This window comes from Butyricicoccus sp. Marseille-Q5471, assembly GCF_951230135.1.
Classification (GTDB): Bacteria; Bacillota; Clostridia; order Oscillospirales; family Butyricicoccaceae; genus Agathobaculum.
The window spans coordinates 25,284-41,784 of sequence record NZ_CATNVC010000016.1; the positions used below are offsets into that span (position 1 = coordinate 25,284).

General features: G+C 50.6%; 20 protein-coding genes and 1 pseudogene. 6 read left to right on the forward strand and 15 right to left on the reverse strand.

The genetic code is table 11. From position 1 onward, the window contains the following. Positions 1-184: 184 nt before the first annotated feature. From QOX26_RS12690 to QOX26_RS12700, 3 genes are all read right to left on the reverse strand, one after another. Entirely contained in the window at positions 185-1,168 is a 984-nt protein-coding gene (locus QOX26_RS12690) for a LacI family DNA-binding transcriptional regulator (RefSeq protein ID WP_283675351.1), read from the reverse strand. Positions 1,169-1,229: 61 nt separating this feature from the next. Then, positions 1,230-1,745 carry a M48 family metallopeptidase gene (locus QOX26_RS12695; RefSeq protein ID WP_283675352.1) on the reverse strand — a complete coding sequence of 172 codons (516 nt, stop codon included), beginning with the start codon at positions 1,743-1,745 and terminating at the stop codon, positions 1,230-1,232. Then, positions 1,732-2,619 (reverse strand): DMT family transporter, encoded by an 888-nt coding sequence (locus QOX26_RS12700; protein ID WP_283675353.1) that lies wholly within the window; start codon positions 2,617-2,619, stop codon positions 1,732-1,734. Before QOX26_RS12700 ends, QOX26_RS12695 begins: the two co-directional genes overlap by 14 nt. A gap of 216 nt (positions 2,620-2,835) precedes the next feature. Between QOX26_RS12700 and QOX26_RS12705 the strand changes: the two genes are divergently transcribed. From QOX26_RS12705 to QOX26_RS12720, 4 genes are all read left to right on the forward strand, one after another. After that, on the forward strand, positions 2,836-3,393 hold the full coding sequence (locus QOX26_RS12705) for a TetR/AcrR family transcriptional regulator (protein WP_283675354.1): 558 nt from the start codon (positions 2,836-2,838) through the stop codon (positions 3,391-3,393). A 72-nt stretch (positions 3,394-3,465) separates the two neighbouring features. Further along, positions 3,466-4,134 (forward strand): hypothetical protein, encoded by a 669-nt coding sequence (locus tag QOX26_RS12710; protein WP_283675355.1) that lies wholly within the window; start codon positions 3,466-3,468, stop codon positions 4,132-4,134. Beyond that, positions 4,131-4,544 carry a DUF2871 domain-containing protein gene (locus tag QOX26_RS12715; RefSeq protein WP_283675356.1) on the forward strand — a complete coding sequence of 138 codons (414 nt, stop codon included), beginning with the start codon at positions 4,131-4,133 and terminating at the stop codon, positions 4,542-4,544. Before QOX26_RS12710 ends, QOX26_RS12715 begins: the two co-directional genes overlap by 4 nt. A gap of 10 nt (positions 4,545-4,554) precedes the next feature. Next, entirely contained in the window at positions 4,555-5,001 is a 447-nt protein-coding gene (locus QOX26_RS12720) for a hypothetical protein (RefSeq protein ID WP_283675357.1), read from the forward strand. Positions 5,002-5,396: 395 nt separating this feature from the next. On the opposite strand, the gene QOX26_RS12725 is transcribed toward QOX26_RS12720, so the two are convergent. Next, complete coding sequence (locus tag QOX26_RS12725; protein WP_283675358.1) at positions 5,397-6,179, reverse strand: SbcC/MukB-like Walker B domain-containing protein; 783 nt, start codon at positions 6,177-6,179, stop codon at positions 5,397-5,399. A 32-nt stretch (positions 6,180-6,211) separates the two neighbouring features. Here QOX26_RS12725 and QOX26_RS12730 point away from each other — a divergent pair, with 32 nt between their 5' ends. Next, positions 6,212-6,796: a vWA domain-containing protein gene (locus QOX26_RS12730; protein ID WP_283675359.1), complete on the forward strand. Its 585-nt coding sequence runs from the start codon at positions 6,212-6,214 to the stop codon at positions 6,794-6,796. After that, complete coding sequence (locus tag QOX26_RS12735) at positions 6,796-7,650, forward strand: ADP-ribosylglycohydrolase family protein (protein WP_283675369.1); 855 nt, start codon at positions 6,796-6,798, stop codon at positions 7,648-7,650. The genes QOX26_RS12730 and QOX26_RS12735 overlap by 1 nt, the downstream gene beginning before the upstream one ends. Before the next feature lie 314 nt (positions 7,651-7,964). Here the strand turns inward: QOX26_RS12735 and QOX26_RS12740 are convergent, their stop codons facing one another. The 11 genes and pseudogenes from QOX26_RS12740 to QOX26_RS12795 all read right to left on the reverse strand — a co-directional run. Next, on the reverse strand, positions 7,965-8,261 hold the full coding sequence (locus tag QOX26_RS12740) for a helix-turn-helix domain-containing protein (RefSeq protein WP_283675360.1): 297 nt from the start codon (positions 8,259-8,261) through the stop codon (positions 7,965-7,967). A gap of 13 nt (positions 8,262-8,274) precedes the next feature. Beyond that, positions 8,275-10,992 carry a MobP3 family relaxase gene (gene mobP3 / locus QOX26_RS14345; protein ID WP_331488487.1) on the reverse strand — a complete coding sequence of 906 codons (2,718 nt, stop codon included), beginning with the start codon at positions 10,990-10,992 and terminating at the stop codon, positions 8,275-8,277. Further along, on the reverse strand, positions 10,992-11,414 hold the full coding sequence (locus QOX26_RS12755; RefSeq protein ID WP_283675361.1) for a hypothetical protein: 423 nt from the start codon (positions 11,412-11,414) through the stop codon (positions 10,992-10,994). The genes mobP3 and QOX26_RS12755 overlap by 1 nt, the downstream gene beginning before the upstream one ends. A 413-nt stretch (positions 11,415-11,827) precedes the next feature. Beyond that, entirely contained in the window at positions 11,828-12,088 is a 261-nt protein-coding gene (locus tag QOX26_RS12760; RefSeq protein ID WP_283675362.1) for a DUF6103 family protein, read from the reverse strand. Positions 12,089-12,102: 14 nt separating this feature from the next. Then, positions 12,103-12,477 (reverse strand): DUF3846 domain-containing protein, encoded by a 375-nt coding sequence (locus QOX26_RS12765; RefSeq protein WP_283675363.1) that lies wholly within the window; start codon positions 12,475-12,477, stop codon positions 12,103-12,105. Positions 12,478-12,492: 15 nt separating this feature from the next. Continuing rightward, positions 12,493-13,581, reverse strand: coding sequence for a M23 family metallopeptidase (locus tag QOX26_RS12770; protein WP_283675364.1), 1,089 nt, complete (start codon positions 13,579-13,581; stop codon positions 12,493-12,495). Positions 13,582-13,587: 6 nt separating this feature from the next. Next, positions 13,588-14,088: a gamma-glutamylcyclotransferase family protein gene (locus QOX26_RS12775; protein WP_283675365.1), complete on the reverse strand. Its 501-nt coding sequence runs from the start codon at positions 14,086-14,088 to the stop codon at positions 13,588-13,590. A gap of 10 nt (positions 14,089-14,098) precedes the next feature. Next, positions 14,099-15,142, reverse strand: coding sequence for an amidoligase family protein (locus QOX26_RS12780; protein ID WP_283675366.1), 1,044 nt, complete (start codon positions 15,140-15,142; stop codon positions 14,099-14,101). 12 nt (positions 15,143-15,154) lie between these two features. Next, a complete protein-coding gene (locus QOX26_RS12785) occupies positions 15,155-15,634 on the reverse strand; it encodes a hypothetical protein (protein ID WP_283675367.1) in 480 nt (159 codons plus the stop codon). Between the two features lie 132 nt (positions 15,635-15,766). Next, positions 15,767-16,006, reverse strand: coding sequence for a DUF7768 domain-containing protein (locus tag QOX26_RS12790; protein ID WP_283675368.1), 240 nt, complete (start codon positions 16,004-16,006; stop codon positions 15,767-15,769). Between the two features lie 18 nt (positions 16,007-16,024). Further along, positions 16,025-16,381, reverse strand: a pseudogene (locus QOX26_RS12795) (conjugal transfer protein TrbL family protein); the annotation flags it as partial. Positions 16,382-16,501: the final 120 nt, after the last annotated feature.

Sequence of the window (16,501 nt, forward strand, 5' to 3'; positions counted from 1 at the left end):
TGTGTGAAATCGATTTCACTTATTGATTCTATTGTAAGCAAATACTTTCCATTTGTAAACCCGCAATCATTCCCAAACTTTTCCGAATCTTTTCAAGCACTTCCCACAACTCTGCATCTAGTATTCCTCATTATGCACAAAAATGCCGCCCGTTTTTAGACGAGCGGCATAACTTGCTTTTCCGTTATCCATCTGACTGCTGTTTGAAGATTTCGTATCCCAACTTGAGCTGTTTTTTCTGGTCAACCCCTTGTTCCAGCATTTGCAGCAAATCACGGGCAGCCTCTTCGCCGCTCGTTTTGTAGTAATAGTGTGCCGTCGTCAGCCGTGGAGAGACCAACGAGGAAATGCGTGAATGCCCTATCCCGACTACCGCAACGTCACCGGGTACGCGCCGTCCGCTTTCCCGCAGACGGTTCATTGCCCCAATCGCTATGGAATCGGTTGCGCAAAATATCGCATCAATTTCCGGCGCACGCGTCAACAGACGCCCTGCAGCTGCATAGCCTCCTTCCATCGAAAATGAGCTTTGCTCCATTCTATCGGTTTTTTCTTCCGATCCGGCTTCACGCAGGGCATCCAAATATCCTGCGCGGCGTGCCGAACCCGCCGCTTTATCGCGGGGTGTCACGCCGATGTATCCGATTTTTTTGCGCCCATTCGCTATGAGCAGCGCTGTCAAGTCCCGCGCCGCACCACGGTCATCGTGATAAACACAGCTCATTCCATCCATCTGCTGCCCAACGATTACAACCGGCACACTGCTTGTCCGCAGTGCTTTTTTGTGCGCTTCGCTGAGCAGTGTCGCAATCAGAATCACACCATCGACGTTGCCGTTGCGAAACACTTCCAAATACTCCAGTTCCTTTTCGACCCGGTTTTCGGTATTGGCCAGCAACAGGCGAAATCCGTGTTGCTCCAGAATACCGGAAATACCCGCCACAATCCTGCTGACCGATTCAGAGTCGATGCGCGGTACAATCACGCCAATCATATGGCTTTTTCCGGTGCGCAGCGTCTGCGCCTGCTGAGACGGAATGTAGCCTGTCTCCTCAATCACGCGCCGAATAGACTCTTTTTTCTCCGCACTGATATAACCATCATTCAAGTAGCGTGATACCGCCGCTTTTGATACCTGTGCTCGCTTGGCAATTTCCGCAATGGTCATACCCGTCACCTCACATTTCGCTCTGATTTGAAACTATCTTACCATATGCCGGATACCTTCGTCAATCGCGCAGCATAGCACGTCGTGCACGATAATCCGGCAGTTCGCGTTCAATCAACGCATAGAACGCTGCCCCGTGATTTTTATGAGCAATATGCGCCAACTCATGCACCACCACATACTCCACCGCCGCTTCGGGATACATCATCAGCCGCCACGAAAAACAAATGCTGTTTTTTGCGCTGCACGAACCAAATCGCGTGCGAGCCGAGGTGATGCGCAGTCCTGTCGGATACAAGTGCATTCTTTGCGCATGATACATCACTTTTTTCGGCAATTCACACTTAGCCCGCGCAATCAGAGCCGCCCGCTGCAGTTCATCCGGCTCAGGACGAGTGGTAAGGCGTACCTTCTGCCGCATCAAGGCACGGTTTAGCCATTCTTGATTGCGCGCAACGAATGCTTCCACTTCATGCTTTGCCATCCGTTTTGGCGCGCGCACAATCACCTTACCGTCACGCGTTACCTCTAAAGCGATGGTTTTCCGCGTGGTGCGGATCAGCTCATATTCGCTCACGAACCGTCTCCTGACTTTCAAGTGATCGATTATAGAAGAACATCCATACCGACACGCCGCAGATCACGACATATCCCACCAGGCTGAGCCAATCCGGGATTTGCCCAAACAGGAAGAAGCCAAGCAGTGCAGCAAACAGAATCTGCGTATAGTCAAACACCGAAATCTCCTTTGCCGGTGCGAAGGAGTACGCCAGTGTCACACCGAACTGCCCCAACGTCGCCGCCAGGCCGGCAGCTAAGAGAAAAGTCAGCTGCATACCGGTCATCGGGTGATAATCAAAAATTAAGAACGGCAGCGAAGCCAGCGTTGAAAATGCCGAAAAGAAAAAGACAATGCGCGCACCTGCCTCTTTGCGCTTCCCCAGGCCGCGCACTGCCGTATAGGCCGCTCCTGCCGCGATACCGCCGCAAAGGCCGACCAGCGCCGGAAAAGCATCCGCCGAAAAACCCGGCTTGATAATGAGCAGACTGCCTGCAAACGCAATTGCTACCGCCCCATACTGCACAAGCGTGGCTCGCTCCTTTAAAAACAACAGCGAAAACAGAATTGCAAAAAACGGTGACAGCTTATTCAGCATATTCGCATCTGCCAACAGCAGTTTATCAACCGCATAGAAATTGCAAAAGATGCCGAGCGTACCGCAAACCGAACGCACAATCAGTAGCGGCAGACTGCCCTTCTCCCAGCGCACGCTAACATGTTCTTTGCGCAGAACCAGCGCCGCCGCAGCCATCGCTACCACATTGCGAAAAAATGTTTTCTGTGTAAAAGGAATACTATCCCCCGCCAAACGGATAAAAGCATTCATCAGCGCAAAACCCAGTGCCGACAGCAAAATACATCCTATGGCTTTGCTTTTATTCGATAACAATGCACGATCCTCCTGCAAGCGGCCTGCGCCGCTTTTTCTTTTATCATAACACAACCACCCCACAAAGTATACCAATTCTGAACATCTCTAGCACAGCCTTGCAGAGCATGTTGCCAGCGATGCGATACACTGCACGCACCAAGCTTCATAGAAAGGTGTTGACATAGAAAATGATTCGCGCTACAATGAACAACGTTCAATTAGGAGGTGCGTTAGATGAATACCATTGTTACATCCAAAGAAGCCATTTTACGGGTCTGCCGCGAATTGGTATCAGAAAACGGGCTTTTGGCTCTCAACATGCGCACTGTCGCTCAGCGTTGCAACGTGGCACTGGGTTCTTTATACAACTACTTCCCCTCTAAGAACGACTTAACCCTTGCAGCCATTGAAAGCGTATGGCAGGATATCTTTCATATGGATCACAGCTGCCGCATAGGCGACACATTTCCGGATTACGTGCAATGGATTTTTGAAAGCGTGCAGCCAGGTATGACAGAATATCCAAACTTTTTTACTGCCCACTCCATCAGCTTTGCCAGTAATGAAAAAGATAAGGCGCGCCAAACGATGGAGCACTACTTTCAGCACATGAAAATCGGGATGTGCCACGCCTTAGAATCCGATATTCACGTACGGAGCGACGCGTTTGACGCCACCTTTACGCAAACCGACTTCGTGGACTTTACCCTTTCCGGTCTGCTCTCTCTTTTAATGCAGCACAGGTCGAATTGCTCCGTTCTACTCGAAATCATTCGTCGCACGATTTATTAAAATTCTGCCCGCTCCGAGGCGCTTTTATAAAAACATAAATGAACAAAGTTCACCATGAAAGGAACTGATTTTATGCAAGCAATTATGGAAACCCTGTTCGACATCGTGTATCTGACAACAGTCATTACGCTCGGCGTCCTGATGATTCGCGGAAACAAGGGTCAAAAGCAGTATCTGATGTACGGTATTATGGCCGTCATACTAGGCTTCGGAGACGCGTTTCACCTCATTCCCCGTGCCGTGGCGCTGTGTACCACCGGACTGGAAAGCTACACTGCCGCACTGGGAATTGGCAAGTTGGTTACCTCCATTACGATGACGATTTTCTATGTGCTGTTGTACCACATCTGGCGAGAGCGGTATCATATTGTAGGAAAATCCGTCCTGACCGCCGCCGTCTATGCTCTGTCTTTGTCTCGCATCGTCCTATGCCTGATGCCGCAAAATGCCTGGATCAGTGCGCAGCCGCCGCTGTCCTGGGGTATTTACCGTAACATTCCCTTTGCGCTGCTGGGTGTGCTCATCCTTGTGCTGTTTTATCAACGCGCAAAAGAAGCAGGTGATCGGCCATTTCGTTGGCTGTGGCTGACCGTCGTGCTGAGTTTTGCCTTCTACATCCCCGTCGTTCTATTTGCGGACAGCATACCGGCAATGGGCGCGTTGATGATTCCCAAAACCTGCGCCTACGTCTGGACGGTTGTCATCGGTTATCACGCCATGAGAGGAGATGGAATCAAATGAAAAAATGTTTGAACATTTCCCTCGCCTATGCTATTGCCGCCATGGTCGGTGGCGTGTTCTATCGAGAATTAACCAAGTGGAACGGCTTTAGCGGTGTTACAATGCTCGGAAAAGTACATGCGCATCTTTTCCTGCTCGGCATGATGGTCTTCTTGTTGGTGGCGTTATTTGCCGCAAATAGCAAGTTGGATGAACAAAGACAGTATCGGGCATTTCAGATTATCTACAATATTGGTCTGCCACTGACGACCATCATGATGGTCGTGAGTGGTGTGACACAGGTTCTGGCGATTCCGCTGAGCACAGGCGTCAGCGCTGCAATCTCTGGCATCGCAGGGGTTGGTCACATATTGGTCAGCGTCGGCTTGATTCTCCTGCTGCTCGCGTTAAAAAAAATCGCAAAGAATTGAGGAGAAAGCCATGAGCAGTTATCGATTTTTTCATGTAAAAAAGAACACTCTGCTTGCCGTTGCCGGAACGGTTTGGCTCATAGCCGGTTTTAACGTTGCACGTTTAGGCGCAATCTCTTACTCGCAGCTTTACACGGCCAGCGTGGTGCACGTAATATTGTCCTTGCTTGTGTGCGCGGCATTTGGCATCATGTTTTACAAAATGGCAAGAAAGCACGCTCGCCGCATTCTCGCCTACGAGCAGGAACGCCGACCAGTTTGGCATTTTTTCGACCTGAAAGCGTATCTTATCATGGCATTCATGATGGGTGGTGGTATTTGGCTGCGCGCTTCCGGCCTGCTGCCAAACGCCTTTATTGCTGTATTCTACACCGGCCTGGGCTGCGCACTTGCCGTGGCAGGCATCGTATTCTGGTGGATTTTCGGTGCGGTAAAAAACGAGAATACCGCATCATAACACGAAACATATTCTGCGCCGCGCCGTCGTCACAAGGAATTGTGCACTACATGCAACACACAAAACGATTTGAGCAAAAGCACGCCGCCCGTGTCGTCCGGAATGAACCTTTTTGGACAACGCGGGCGGGTTATGCTTGTAATGCAGTTTTTCTATTCATGACCTATCTTGTGGCCGCGCTTTACAGATGAAGAAGTTTTCCTTCGCGTCCGCCCAATGTCTCTCAGCGAAAACACCAAATAGCGTATGCTAAAAAAGAAGAACACCCATTGGGTGTTCTTCTTTTTTGCGAGCTCCGTTGTATTAAGATATCATTCAATTTTTTAGTGTGACTTGAACTATCATCACTGGAGACTATGCTCATTTTTCCCAGTACATATTTAATTCAATTTTACCTAAACAATCAATCGTATTCTACTACCACTATATGTTTTTTCCACGCAAACCTGCTTTTCGATTCGCTCACGAAGTTCGGCAACGTGAGAAATTATTCCAATAATGCGATTGCCATCCGCCATATTCGAGAGGGTTCTTACAGATAGCTCCAAAACCTCCGCATCAAGTGATCCGAAGCCTTCATCTATAAACATGGCGCCAAGGTGTATGCCACCGGCACTCTGCTGGACCACATCTGATAGACCCAACGCAAGAGATAGGGATGCCATAAATGACTCGCCGCCTGACAAGCTATTCGCGCTGCGGCTTTTGCCAGTGTAACTGTCAGCAACCTCAATATCCAGCCCCATGCGCTTGCGGCCATCATCGCTTTCCTCTTTGCGCAGGAGGATATATCTATTCTGACTCATCACTTTAAGACGTAAATTAGCCGCCTGTAGCACACGCTCAAAGTATGCCATTTGTGCATAAGTTTCGAAATCAAGCTTTCCGTTGGCGGCATCGGACAGACTTTTGACAGCGGCGTATTCCCGTTCAATTCTAACGAGGGAGTCATTCGACTGCCTCAGTTCATTCAAAATCCGCTGTTTGTTGCCCAGCCTCAGCTTTTTCTCGTCGCGTTCTGAAAACAGGGTATCAGAGGTGCTCCTTAGTGCTTCAAAATCGTTTTTCAGCTTTTCTAAATCAGGCTTTTCTTTATCCAGCGTGTCTTTTTCCAAGCGGGCGATGTCTTGCCGAATGCGCCTTCCACTTTCATCATAGCTGGCGAGCTGTTTGGCCATTTCAGCAAGCGTATCCTCCGAGATAATCGCAGATGCATATCGGCGGCTACAATTCCATGCTGGCCAAGCAGCAGGCCGTCGAGGGCGAGTGCTACATCACAACAGTGCTGTTCGACAACAATTACGAGTTGCTCCACGACCGCATTGACATCAAGGCAGTCAGCCCGATTACCGATAAGGAGTATTCTGTCGGTGGTTCCACCGCTCTGCTCGACGCCATCGGTAAAACCATCAAAAAAATCGGCAATGCACAAAAGCACACTGCCGATGATTATCGTGCCGAAAAAGTAATGTTCGTCATTATCACAGACGGCGAAGAAAATGCCAGTCATGAATACTCCTCCGACAAGGTAAAGGCTCAGATTGAACGTCAGAAAACAGAGTATCATTGGGAGTTTATTTTTCTGGGTGCGAATATTGATGCTGTCCAGACCGCCGGACGGTTTGGCATTGCTCCTGACAGGGCGGTTGATTATCTGGCCGACAGCGAAGGAACCGAGCTGAACTTCAAAGTAATGAGTGCGGCTGTAACTACTTTCCGAGAAGCGGGTGCGGTAGACAGTGCTTGCTTTGAAAGAATCCGCAAGGACATTCGCCGGAGGGGAGGTCAAAAATGATGCTCGGAGCAATTATCGGTGACATCGTAGGCTCGGTCTATGAGTGGAACAATATCAAAACAAAGGACTTCCCTCTCTTTCGTGACGACTGCTTTTTCACGGATGATACCGTGATGACCATCGCTACAGCAGATGCTCTGATGAAAGGCGGGCAGCCCGATGACTTTATAGACTCCTACAAAAAATGGGGTCGGCGTTATCCCGATGCGGGCTATGGCAGCCGGTTCGGTCGTTGGATTTTTTCTGATGACCGTGAGCCGTATAACAGTTGGGGAAACGGCTCGGCGATGCGAGTTTCACCATGTGCATGGCTTATGGATTACGGTTTCTGCACCCGTACAGGTATGTGGCCTTCAAACGGCAGGGAAAGAGCAAAACTATCTGCCGAAGTGACGCACAGCCATCCCGAAGGTATAAAAGGTGCCTTGGCTGTGACAGATGCAATATTCATGTGCCGCTTCTACGCTGGCGGTTATGGGGATGATATGGGTAATCCCATAAAAGAACGCTTGAACCTTGGCCAGTATAAAATACAAATCAAAGAGCATATTGAGCGGGAATACGGCTACGATCTGAGCAAACTGCTTAACGAGATTCGCCCAACCTATCGGTTTAATGAAAGCTGTCAAGACACCGTCCCCCAAGCGATTACCGCTTTTCTTGAAAGCACGGATTTCGAGGACGCCATCCGCAATGCAATCTCCCTCGGCGGGGATAGTGATACGCTTGCCGCGATTACCGGAAGCATTGCCGAAGCCGCATATGGGGTTCCTGATTGGATAAAGGATAGGGCAATGGATTACCTTGACTCTCCATTGCGTGAGGTTTGCGAACAGTGGACGGAACAGCTTTAATAACTCTAATTCCTGTAAGCATCACAATTTGTTCTAAAAGATTCTCCAGCAGAAGATAGCCTGCTGAGGTGCCTGCACATGGCACATCTTCAGAAAAAGAAAAAGCTGGAGGCTAACATTACTTTCGAGCCTGCGGATGTGCACTGCATTTACTCTATACACTTTGCATAACTGCTCGGAGGTCAAACCTTTGTTTAATATCTACTACTTGTTCTTTCTCTGTAATAAATCTCTTAGAGTGAGTCCTTCTGGGTGGGTCACTATGAACCGAGACTCGGTTCACACAAAACGCATAGCACCCCCTTGGCGGCATGCTATGCGTTTTTTTGCGTTTCCTTGGTGCAATATTTTTTTAGCATAAGGCGATTGCTGGTGTGACTACCGTTTTCCCGATAGCGTGGCTCTTTTGTAATCAGCTCAGCCTTTACTAAATCGTTCAGGGCACGCTTGACGGTGCTGCGGGAGAGATTCATATCTGCGGCAATGGTGTTTACCGCAGGCCAGCAATCCCGACCCGCTCCGGTGCGACCTTTGAGGTACATATAAACGGCTCTCGCCCGATGAGGAAGTTCATCGGGCGAGGCTGTGTATATGCGATTAAAATAGCTCATTTATTCACTCCTCTCACTGTGTTCTGACATGGCTTTTGCGTTTTTTTGGTTCCTGCGCCTGCTCTGCTACAGGGGTATGCAGTGTGCCGGTTCCTGTGGGCGGCTCCAGTAGTTCGCCGGTATCCTCATCCACCACCACGCAGGCAGTGTGCTTTCGAACGATATTTTCCTCGAGTACCTGCTTGTCGGCATAGGAAACCTTACGGTGAGCACGCTCCGACACGGTATAAGTTCCGTCGAAGATGATGCCCCAATCTAAAAACAGGCGCAGCTTGGTTTTCATGGGGTGGGTGCCGGTTTTCATCACTACAAAGTTTCCCTTTGGAATGGATTTCAGCTCATCCGCCGTCATCAGCGGGCGTTCCATCATTTGCAAGGACTGGCTGGGGTCGTTCTTGCCTCGGCTGATGCTGCCGCTCATCACCGTGCGAGAGCCCATTGCCTTTGATAAGACCTCGGCTGTCTGGCTGTTGGGTGCAAAGCCGCCGAAGATGGTGTCCTGGCAGTTATCCACGATAATTTCCGAACCCTCTTTGCCATAGTTTTTCTGGAGCTGGCCAAAGCTCTGGATGATTGGCACCATCGTCAAGCGGCGGGAGCGGCTGGCGGAAAAAATAAGCTCCAGTGATTGGATTGCAGGCAGCGTACCCAGCTCATCGCAGTAGAATACTACACGATTTTTTAGCTTGCCTCCGTTTTCATCAGCAACCGCAAGGATTTCACGATAGAGCTGCTGGATCATAAGCGACACCATAAAATATTTGGTCAGATCTTCTTCGGGTAAAACAATGAACAGTGCAGACTTTTCCTTGCAGAACTTTTCCGCATCAATGGCCGTATCGTCATGGCTCTGCTGCTCCAAAGAAGTGAAACCCACAAAGGCTTCTGCAAAGCGGCTATCGGAATCCGATTTGTTTTTTGCACACCCGATTCCATCACGGAGCATTTTACCCAGTTCGAAGCTGGCATAGGGAAAACTCTGCTTTGCCGAGCGGGTGTACAGGTCAAAGGCGGTTTCATGATTTTGTTCCACGCCCTTGCCATGATAGTACAGACCGCCAAGAGAATATTCGGCATACTTATATTTTTCATTGGCAGACAGGGTGAGCCAGTGTGCCGCTACTTCATAGTCCCGCTCAGTGCCAAGCCCCGCCGCATACATTTTGCCAATACGATATTCGGTATACTTCCAAGGTTCTTCCGCTTCAGTAATTTGAAAAGTAGCGAGGGCTTTTGCGTACCACTGCTGAGCAACATCGGTATCAGCTTCACAGCCAAGACCGTCAGCAGACATTCTTCCGAGGTCGAACATGGCGAGAGGATTATCCTGCGCCGCTTGTGAAAGCAACAACCCCTTCGCTTTTTCAAAATCTTGAGCAATTCCCTTGTCCTCATCGCCATGCAGATATTGTTTTGCCAGCTTGTATTCGTCCGTCCACCAGTTTGGATGTTTACTTTTGTTGCCATAGCCAGACCGACCAATTCGCTCTTGCCGTGGGGAATACTCCGGCTCGGCAGTATCATCCTCCATTGAGGGTGATGGTATATCTTCATCTGTTGTGAGTTCTGGTAGTGCGGAGTCCATAGCGGTCGGTTCTTCAAAGGTGAGCGTACCGTCTGCAAGCTGCATGGCTTCCTTGATGACCATATTACGGATGGATTTGAAGTCATCACATTTGGAAAGCGGGAGCGGCTCTGACGATTGATCACTGTAAAAATGATTGATCTGACTTTTTGCCTCTTGCCACAGACGATAGGCCTCCGCCACACGCTCATCCCGAGCCAGCTCGTCCACGATTTCATCCACCACATTTTTTAACTCCGCTTTCAGATAGCCATACTGCTTTCTGCCAGTGGTGTGTTTCATTCTTTCTTCGAGGTGTGTAAGCAACTGTTCTATCTTTTCATTTTGCAAGGTACCGCCTTGCATCTGTACAAGCAATTCCCGAAGTGCCATGCGTGACTGATTGGAAAGCTCATCCTGCCGCTGCGTTTTTTCTCCGTACAGCGGTATCAGCTCCTGGCGGAAAATCTCAGTTGACAGTGCTGACTTCATTTTGCGAATGCCCGGCTTGGTGAGGTAGCCCTCCTGCGGATTTGTGCTGTAGCAAATCATGTGTACATGAGGGTGGTGGGATTCATTGTGAAAGGCCGCATACCATTTTAGATGGTCCGGATGTATTTTTAGACTATCCGCAAATTCCATTGCCTTGGAGGAAATCAGTGCTTTCCACGCCGCCGCATTTTCAAATCCAAATTTGTCCGCATCCTCACGGCGCAAAGAAATAATCGGCGTCCACACGTTCCCGGTATGCTCTGACACTTCATTTGCTACTTGCTCCAGCACCAACGGTGTATCACTGGCTGTGAACAGACCGTGGGTATCAAATTTTTCTGCGCGAGGACGATTTGCAATGTAATCGAGATATTTTTCTCGGTCACCAATTTGTTCGATGTGCTGCTCCAACGTGATAGAGATAAACTCAGAAGCATTTTCACGGTTAGGCTGAGTGATATAGTCCTCGTATTCCAATGATTCCTTGCTCTCCGGAAACTCACGAACGATGTGTGCAATGAGTGTTTGCTGATTTTTTGTGCTATGCCACAGTTCCCGACCATTCGGAATCTTTTCTACGCCATCACGGGTAGCAATATATTTCACCAGATGATGAAGGTGTGCGGCAGCTTTGCTGCCCTTGAGGTATCCGTTTTTAATGACCAGCCTTGCCATTAAAGATCAGCACCCTGTTGGAACTGCACTGCATCATCAAGCTTGATTTTACCTCTCGTCTTTTTCACCTCGGCAACGCATCGGCCACGGAGACTACGCAGCTCATCATCGGTAACCTCCAGCGTGGCCGCCAGCAGATGCATCATCATGCTGATCTCCACCGACAGGCGGAACAGATTATTTGCCACACGATTTTCGGTGTTTTGCAGAGTGCCCTGAATCGCTCCCAGCAAATTCTGTGAGAGAAAAGCCGTGCTGTTTTGGCTGCTCAAATATCCGATATAGAAGTCCACTGCCTGGGAAACAAATTCGGTGTGATTCTTCATGGCCTTTTCTTGCATCATGGCTTCCATGGTTTTAATCATATCCGGGTAGAGCCATGCCACTACCCGCTGCTTTAGTTCGTTTCTATTTTCATTCATAGGCTCAAATCTCCTTCTGTTTTGTGTTAGCATCCCAAACAGCACCTTAGAAATGCTGATGCGGTGGGGCTTTCATGTGGTTACAGCACCTTAGACAGCAAAAAAGCCGATTTACAGCACCTTTGGCAAAAGAAATGCATCCTACAAAAATGCTGTATTTTCGGCTTAGAAGCGGTCGGCACTGCCGTCCGCTGTGACTGTGAGGTGCGTTTACAGCACCTCGCTTTCTCCTGCTCTCTTTTCGACATGGGGGTTCACTGCGGCTTTGTGGTATAGATAGGGCGTTTTTGATAGCTCGGCACAAATTGCTCACACGGGGCTTAACCTGTGCCAAGGGTGTATGGATGCCACCCCACCCCGCAAAAGCCCACACAGGGGCGACAGGGCGGCAACGCTGGGCGAAGCTCCGCGCCTTAAACGGTCGACATCACCGAACCGTTATTTGCAGCGGCAGATGACTTGCTTTTTTCTTTCTGCTTTTTCGCCGGTGCAGGCGTATCCTCGCCGCCCTCGTCAATGTACTCTCGCACCGGGGCGGGCACATATTTTTCATAGAGCTTTTGCAGAGCATCGCCCAGCTCCTGCTCCACATCGGCATCCTTTTTCTCCATGTAACGCTTAGTTGCACGGAGCTTGTCAGCTTCCATACTGATGGTGATGTTCTCTTTTTTCATACTGAAAATCCTCCTTAAAAATTAAATCCGATAAAGGTCATACGAGGCTCAAGCTCCGGTTCCTCTCCGCTAAAGACAGGAACTTCGGAGAAAAGCTGGCTGTATTCCGCAATTTCGCTTTTGCTCAGTGAGGAGAAATCCCCACTGCGGGTGGTGCCGCAAACAAAAAATGGGCCGCAGATGATGTCCGCACCCAGCCGTCTGTTGGGCGGCATTCCGTTTAGCTTGCCTTCCTCATTGCACACAACCACGCAGCCATTGGGGAAGCTGATGCATTCAATCAGACCGCCCACCTCTGCTTGAAGGCTATGAAGGTCGTTGCCGATTTCCTTGATAGCGGGCGGTTGACCCGGCTCAACGCTCAATACTTTAATCTTGTTTTCTTTCATATTCAGACTCCTTCCTTATGGCAGATAGCTTCTTGGGTTTTGCTTCTCGCCGTTAATTCTCACTTCAAAATGCAGATGATTGCCGGTGCTGCGGCCGGTGGAGCCCACCTCGGCAATGACCGTTCCGGCATCCACCGTCTGTCCCTCGGTGACGAGAATTTTGGAGCAGTGGGCGTACAGTGTGACGAAGCCGCCACCATGATCCACCATCACATGGTAGCCGTAGCCGCTGATGGAATAGCGAACCACATACACCGTTCCCGGCAGTGCGGCACGGATGGGCGTGCCTTTTCCAGCACCGAGGTCGAGGCCACTGTGTCCCTTGGTCTGCCCGGTGAACGGGTCTTTGCGGTAGCCAAACTCCGAGGTGGCCATGCTGCGCCAGCCCTCGCCCAGGGGAGAACAGAAACCGTCCGCCCCGATAAACGGCGCGTCCGAAAGAGGCAGACCGTCTGACCACTCATCAAATTCCTGCCCATAGGTGGGCGCCGGACTGCCGTACAGCACACGGTAATAGATTTCCGAAGCGTTGGCTTGATTCTCGGCGGTGACGTTCAGCCCCATGCTTGCGGAAATAGTTGCGTATACCACGGGCAGTTCCCTGATGGGAACCGCCACGGTGTAGCTTTCCTCGCCGGTGGTGCCGTCCTCATTTTCCACGGTTCGGGTACGCTCCTCATAGGTCACAAAGCTCTCCACAAAGCGGCGGTGGTCTTTATTCGAGGGGCTGTCAGCGCCGAAAAACAGAGCATAAAAAATTGCCTTGACTCTGGTCGAATCAAGGCTGCCGCCGTCCTCCATCTCGGCGTTAATGCTGGCGATTGTTCCGTCTAAAAGGGTAAAGCTGCCGCGCATGTCCTCAATATAGCCACGGTAGCTCTCGGGGACATTGCCCGAAATCACGCCGCCCTCAAAGCACAAGCCCACGGCGGTATTGTTGTGATCTGCCGTGCCGGAGAGGAGCGATGCGATGATGACCAGCAGTAAAATGAGGGGCGAGAGGATGGCGGCAATAATCCAGCCGATGGTTTTGCGCAGCCGCTCGTCCGACAGCGCGGTGGTGGCAGCTTTGACCGCCAGCCCGATGGTTGCAGGGTCAGCCATAGTCCATCACCGCCATTTCATCCCGCCGAAGCCGAACATACTCTGCTGCTCAGGTTCTTCGGTCATTCGCTGTGCCGTTTGGTTGATGGCCTCCTGCAAGATATTTAGATCAAAGCCCGCGCTACGGTAGCCCTCGGCAATCACATCCACATAGTATTGCGAGGGCATTCCCAGATGATGCCCCTCGGTCATCACATACACAAAGGCATCTACCGAGTGACCGTCTACTTCAACAGTCCTATTTTCTTTCTCATAAAAAGTGGGATAGCCTTCGTATCTGTCCAGTGCCAGTTCATCTTTTTTGCCTACAGTCCATAAAAGAACAGGCACACTCTTGCCCTCGCAAGGCTCAATGGTGGCATAGGCCCCGGTTTTTGAGCCTCGGAACAACAGCTCGTAGCCGTTTATTTCCGTCCCGCCCAGCACCTTGGCAGTGGGACAGCGCTGCGCCATCTGCGGCAGATTCAGGTTACTGCCGTAGGCAATATAAATTTTATCCTTGCTCAATTTGCACCTCCTACATGGTCATGGACATAGAAAAAGCAGGAGCTTCCTCATCGGCTTGCTCCTGCTGCGGCTCCACATCCAATTCTGTTTTTTCCTGCTGACTCTGTGCCAATTCTTTCTCACGCTTTTTGCGAAGCCGCTCTTTTTGTGCAATTGCCTGCGCCGGGTCCTTCCAAGCAATGCAGCCCTCCAAGTGATCCAGCAGATGCTTACGCGCCGTCTTGAACTCATCGCCAATCAGACCGAGCCGCAAAAGCCACACACGGAAGGTATATTTTTCGTTGGTAGACTGTGTTTTGGCGGGGCTTGCCGACCGCTGGTTGAGAGCCTGCGCGGACATGGCAAGGCAGAACTGAATGTACGCCTTGATTTTTCCCGCGTGCAGCTCGCCGTTGAATGCCCGAAACTCCACAGTGCCTTTCTGGAATACACTGTGGAGATTGAGACAGTGATAGCGGCTGTTGTGATAATGCTCATGGCTGCCGTCGCCTCCGTTATACCAAATGCGCTTGAACTGGTCGCGGGTGATGGGCTTCTGCTGATTGATCCGCTCTAAAAAATCCGGGTCAATCTTGCGGCAATAGTTGCTCTCTCTGCCGCGGGCAACCTTCAGCGCCTTGTAAATCATATCCTCCTTGGCCGCCATGATGTTAACAAGATTGCGCAGATGGGGCGCGTCAAAGGGGGCGGCGTTGATGTGAATGTGGATGCCGCAGGAGGAATTGACAAAGGCACCGGCTTCCCGCAGCTTGCGCACCAGCTCCTGCACCGTTTCGATATCCTTGTACTGGCAGATTGGGCTGACCAGCTCCACGCTGTATGTGCCATCGGCAAACACCTTTCGCCGCCCCTCCTGCCGCTGGCAGTTAATGCTGGCGTCGCTCATGACTTTCCATTTGCGCCCCTCGGTGTCAAGAGCGTAGGAGGCATCATAATAGGTGCCCTCATAATTCCTGCTGGTGCCGAAATATTCGGCGAGCACCTCGGCGGCGCGGCTGCGGGTAAGGCCGGTCATTTCAATTTCGATTCCAAAATCCTGACCTTGTATCTCCATTCTCCCACCGCCTTACCACATTCTGTACTGGAATGTATGGTCATCTTTCGGGGTAAGTCCAGCCTGTTCAGCCGCAGCGTTGATGAAGCTGCACAGCCGCTCCCTGCGCCAAGTGTCAATCAAATACTGGTCACACTTTTCATTGAGGGCATTAATCCGGCAGACCGTTTTGCGCACACATTCGGAAATGGCGGCGGGGTCACCCTTGGCGGCGGCAAGGTTTCTTAGGTAGTCATCCAGAATATCGCCGCACACAGACACATCCGAGGTGGTATAATGATAGCTCCCGGCGTAGGGGTTGGGGTACTCCTTGCCATCCATACAGGCGCGCAGATGCTCTAAAATACCGGGTCTGCACTCCGGCTCCGCTTTCTGATACTGTCCCATAAAAGCTAAAATGTCCGAATCCCGGTTGGCGGTGTAGGTAATAAAGGACAGCATATCTTCAAGGAGACTTGCTTTGATTTCCTGCTTCTTTTCTATCTTTTTCATCGTCCACCTGCCTTTCCGAAGAGCTTCTCCTTATATGCCGGGGCGTGGACAGCGAGGTTATATCGCTCGTTGCCGCATTTATATAAGCACACGCCGCGCTGGGGGAAGCGGATCAAATTGTATTCGCTCTCTTCAAGCTGGAGGGTGTCCATAGCACCACAATTCATCGCAGTGTTCCAGCATGGCAAGCCCCATGTCGATGCCGAGCTGCCGCTCCTGCGGCAGACTGTCATCCAAGAGATTCGGATACAGCAAATGGGGCGCAAAAAAAGCGTACCCCTCGTTCATTACATGGCGGCACGCTCTCTTGGCAAACTCTGTATTCTTTTGAATGTCCCCGGCATAGGGGGACGCTACACAGATGACTTTCATAGGCGTTTTTCCTTTCTGCTATTTTGGCGCAACTGCCTGCACCACCGTTCTTGTGGTATTGACGGCGGCCTGCGCCGTGTAAACTGCCGACATCACATTTGCGCGGGTAGAGGTGTCCAGTCCAAAGGCACCGGCAATCCTCGGTACTTCTCCTGCGGCAAGCATCAGCCCCAAGCCCAAGAGGGCATGGTCTTTTAATACCATCAGCCCTGCCGTGAGAATGGTCGCCTGCAAAAAGGTAGTCAGGCATAAGCCGATGATCTGCTTGCACCACTGAACAAATCCGTCAATGTAGCCCCTCGGTACGCTGAACATATACAGGCTGCCAACGGCAATCTGTATCAGTAAAATGCCGCCGCGCTTGAGATTTGTAAATGGTAAGATAAAGTACACACTTTTCAGCCAATAGAACTGCACAGTTTTTCGACACATAAAGTGCACAGTTTTTCGCCAAGACTGCACAACCTCCGAGGAGTTGGTAAAATGAAGCCAGCC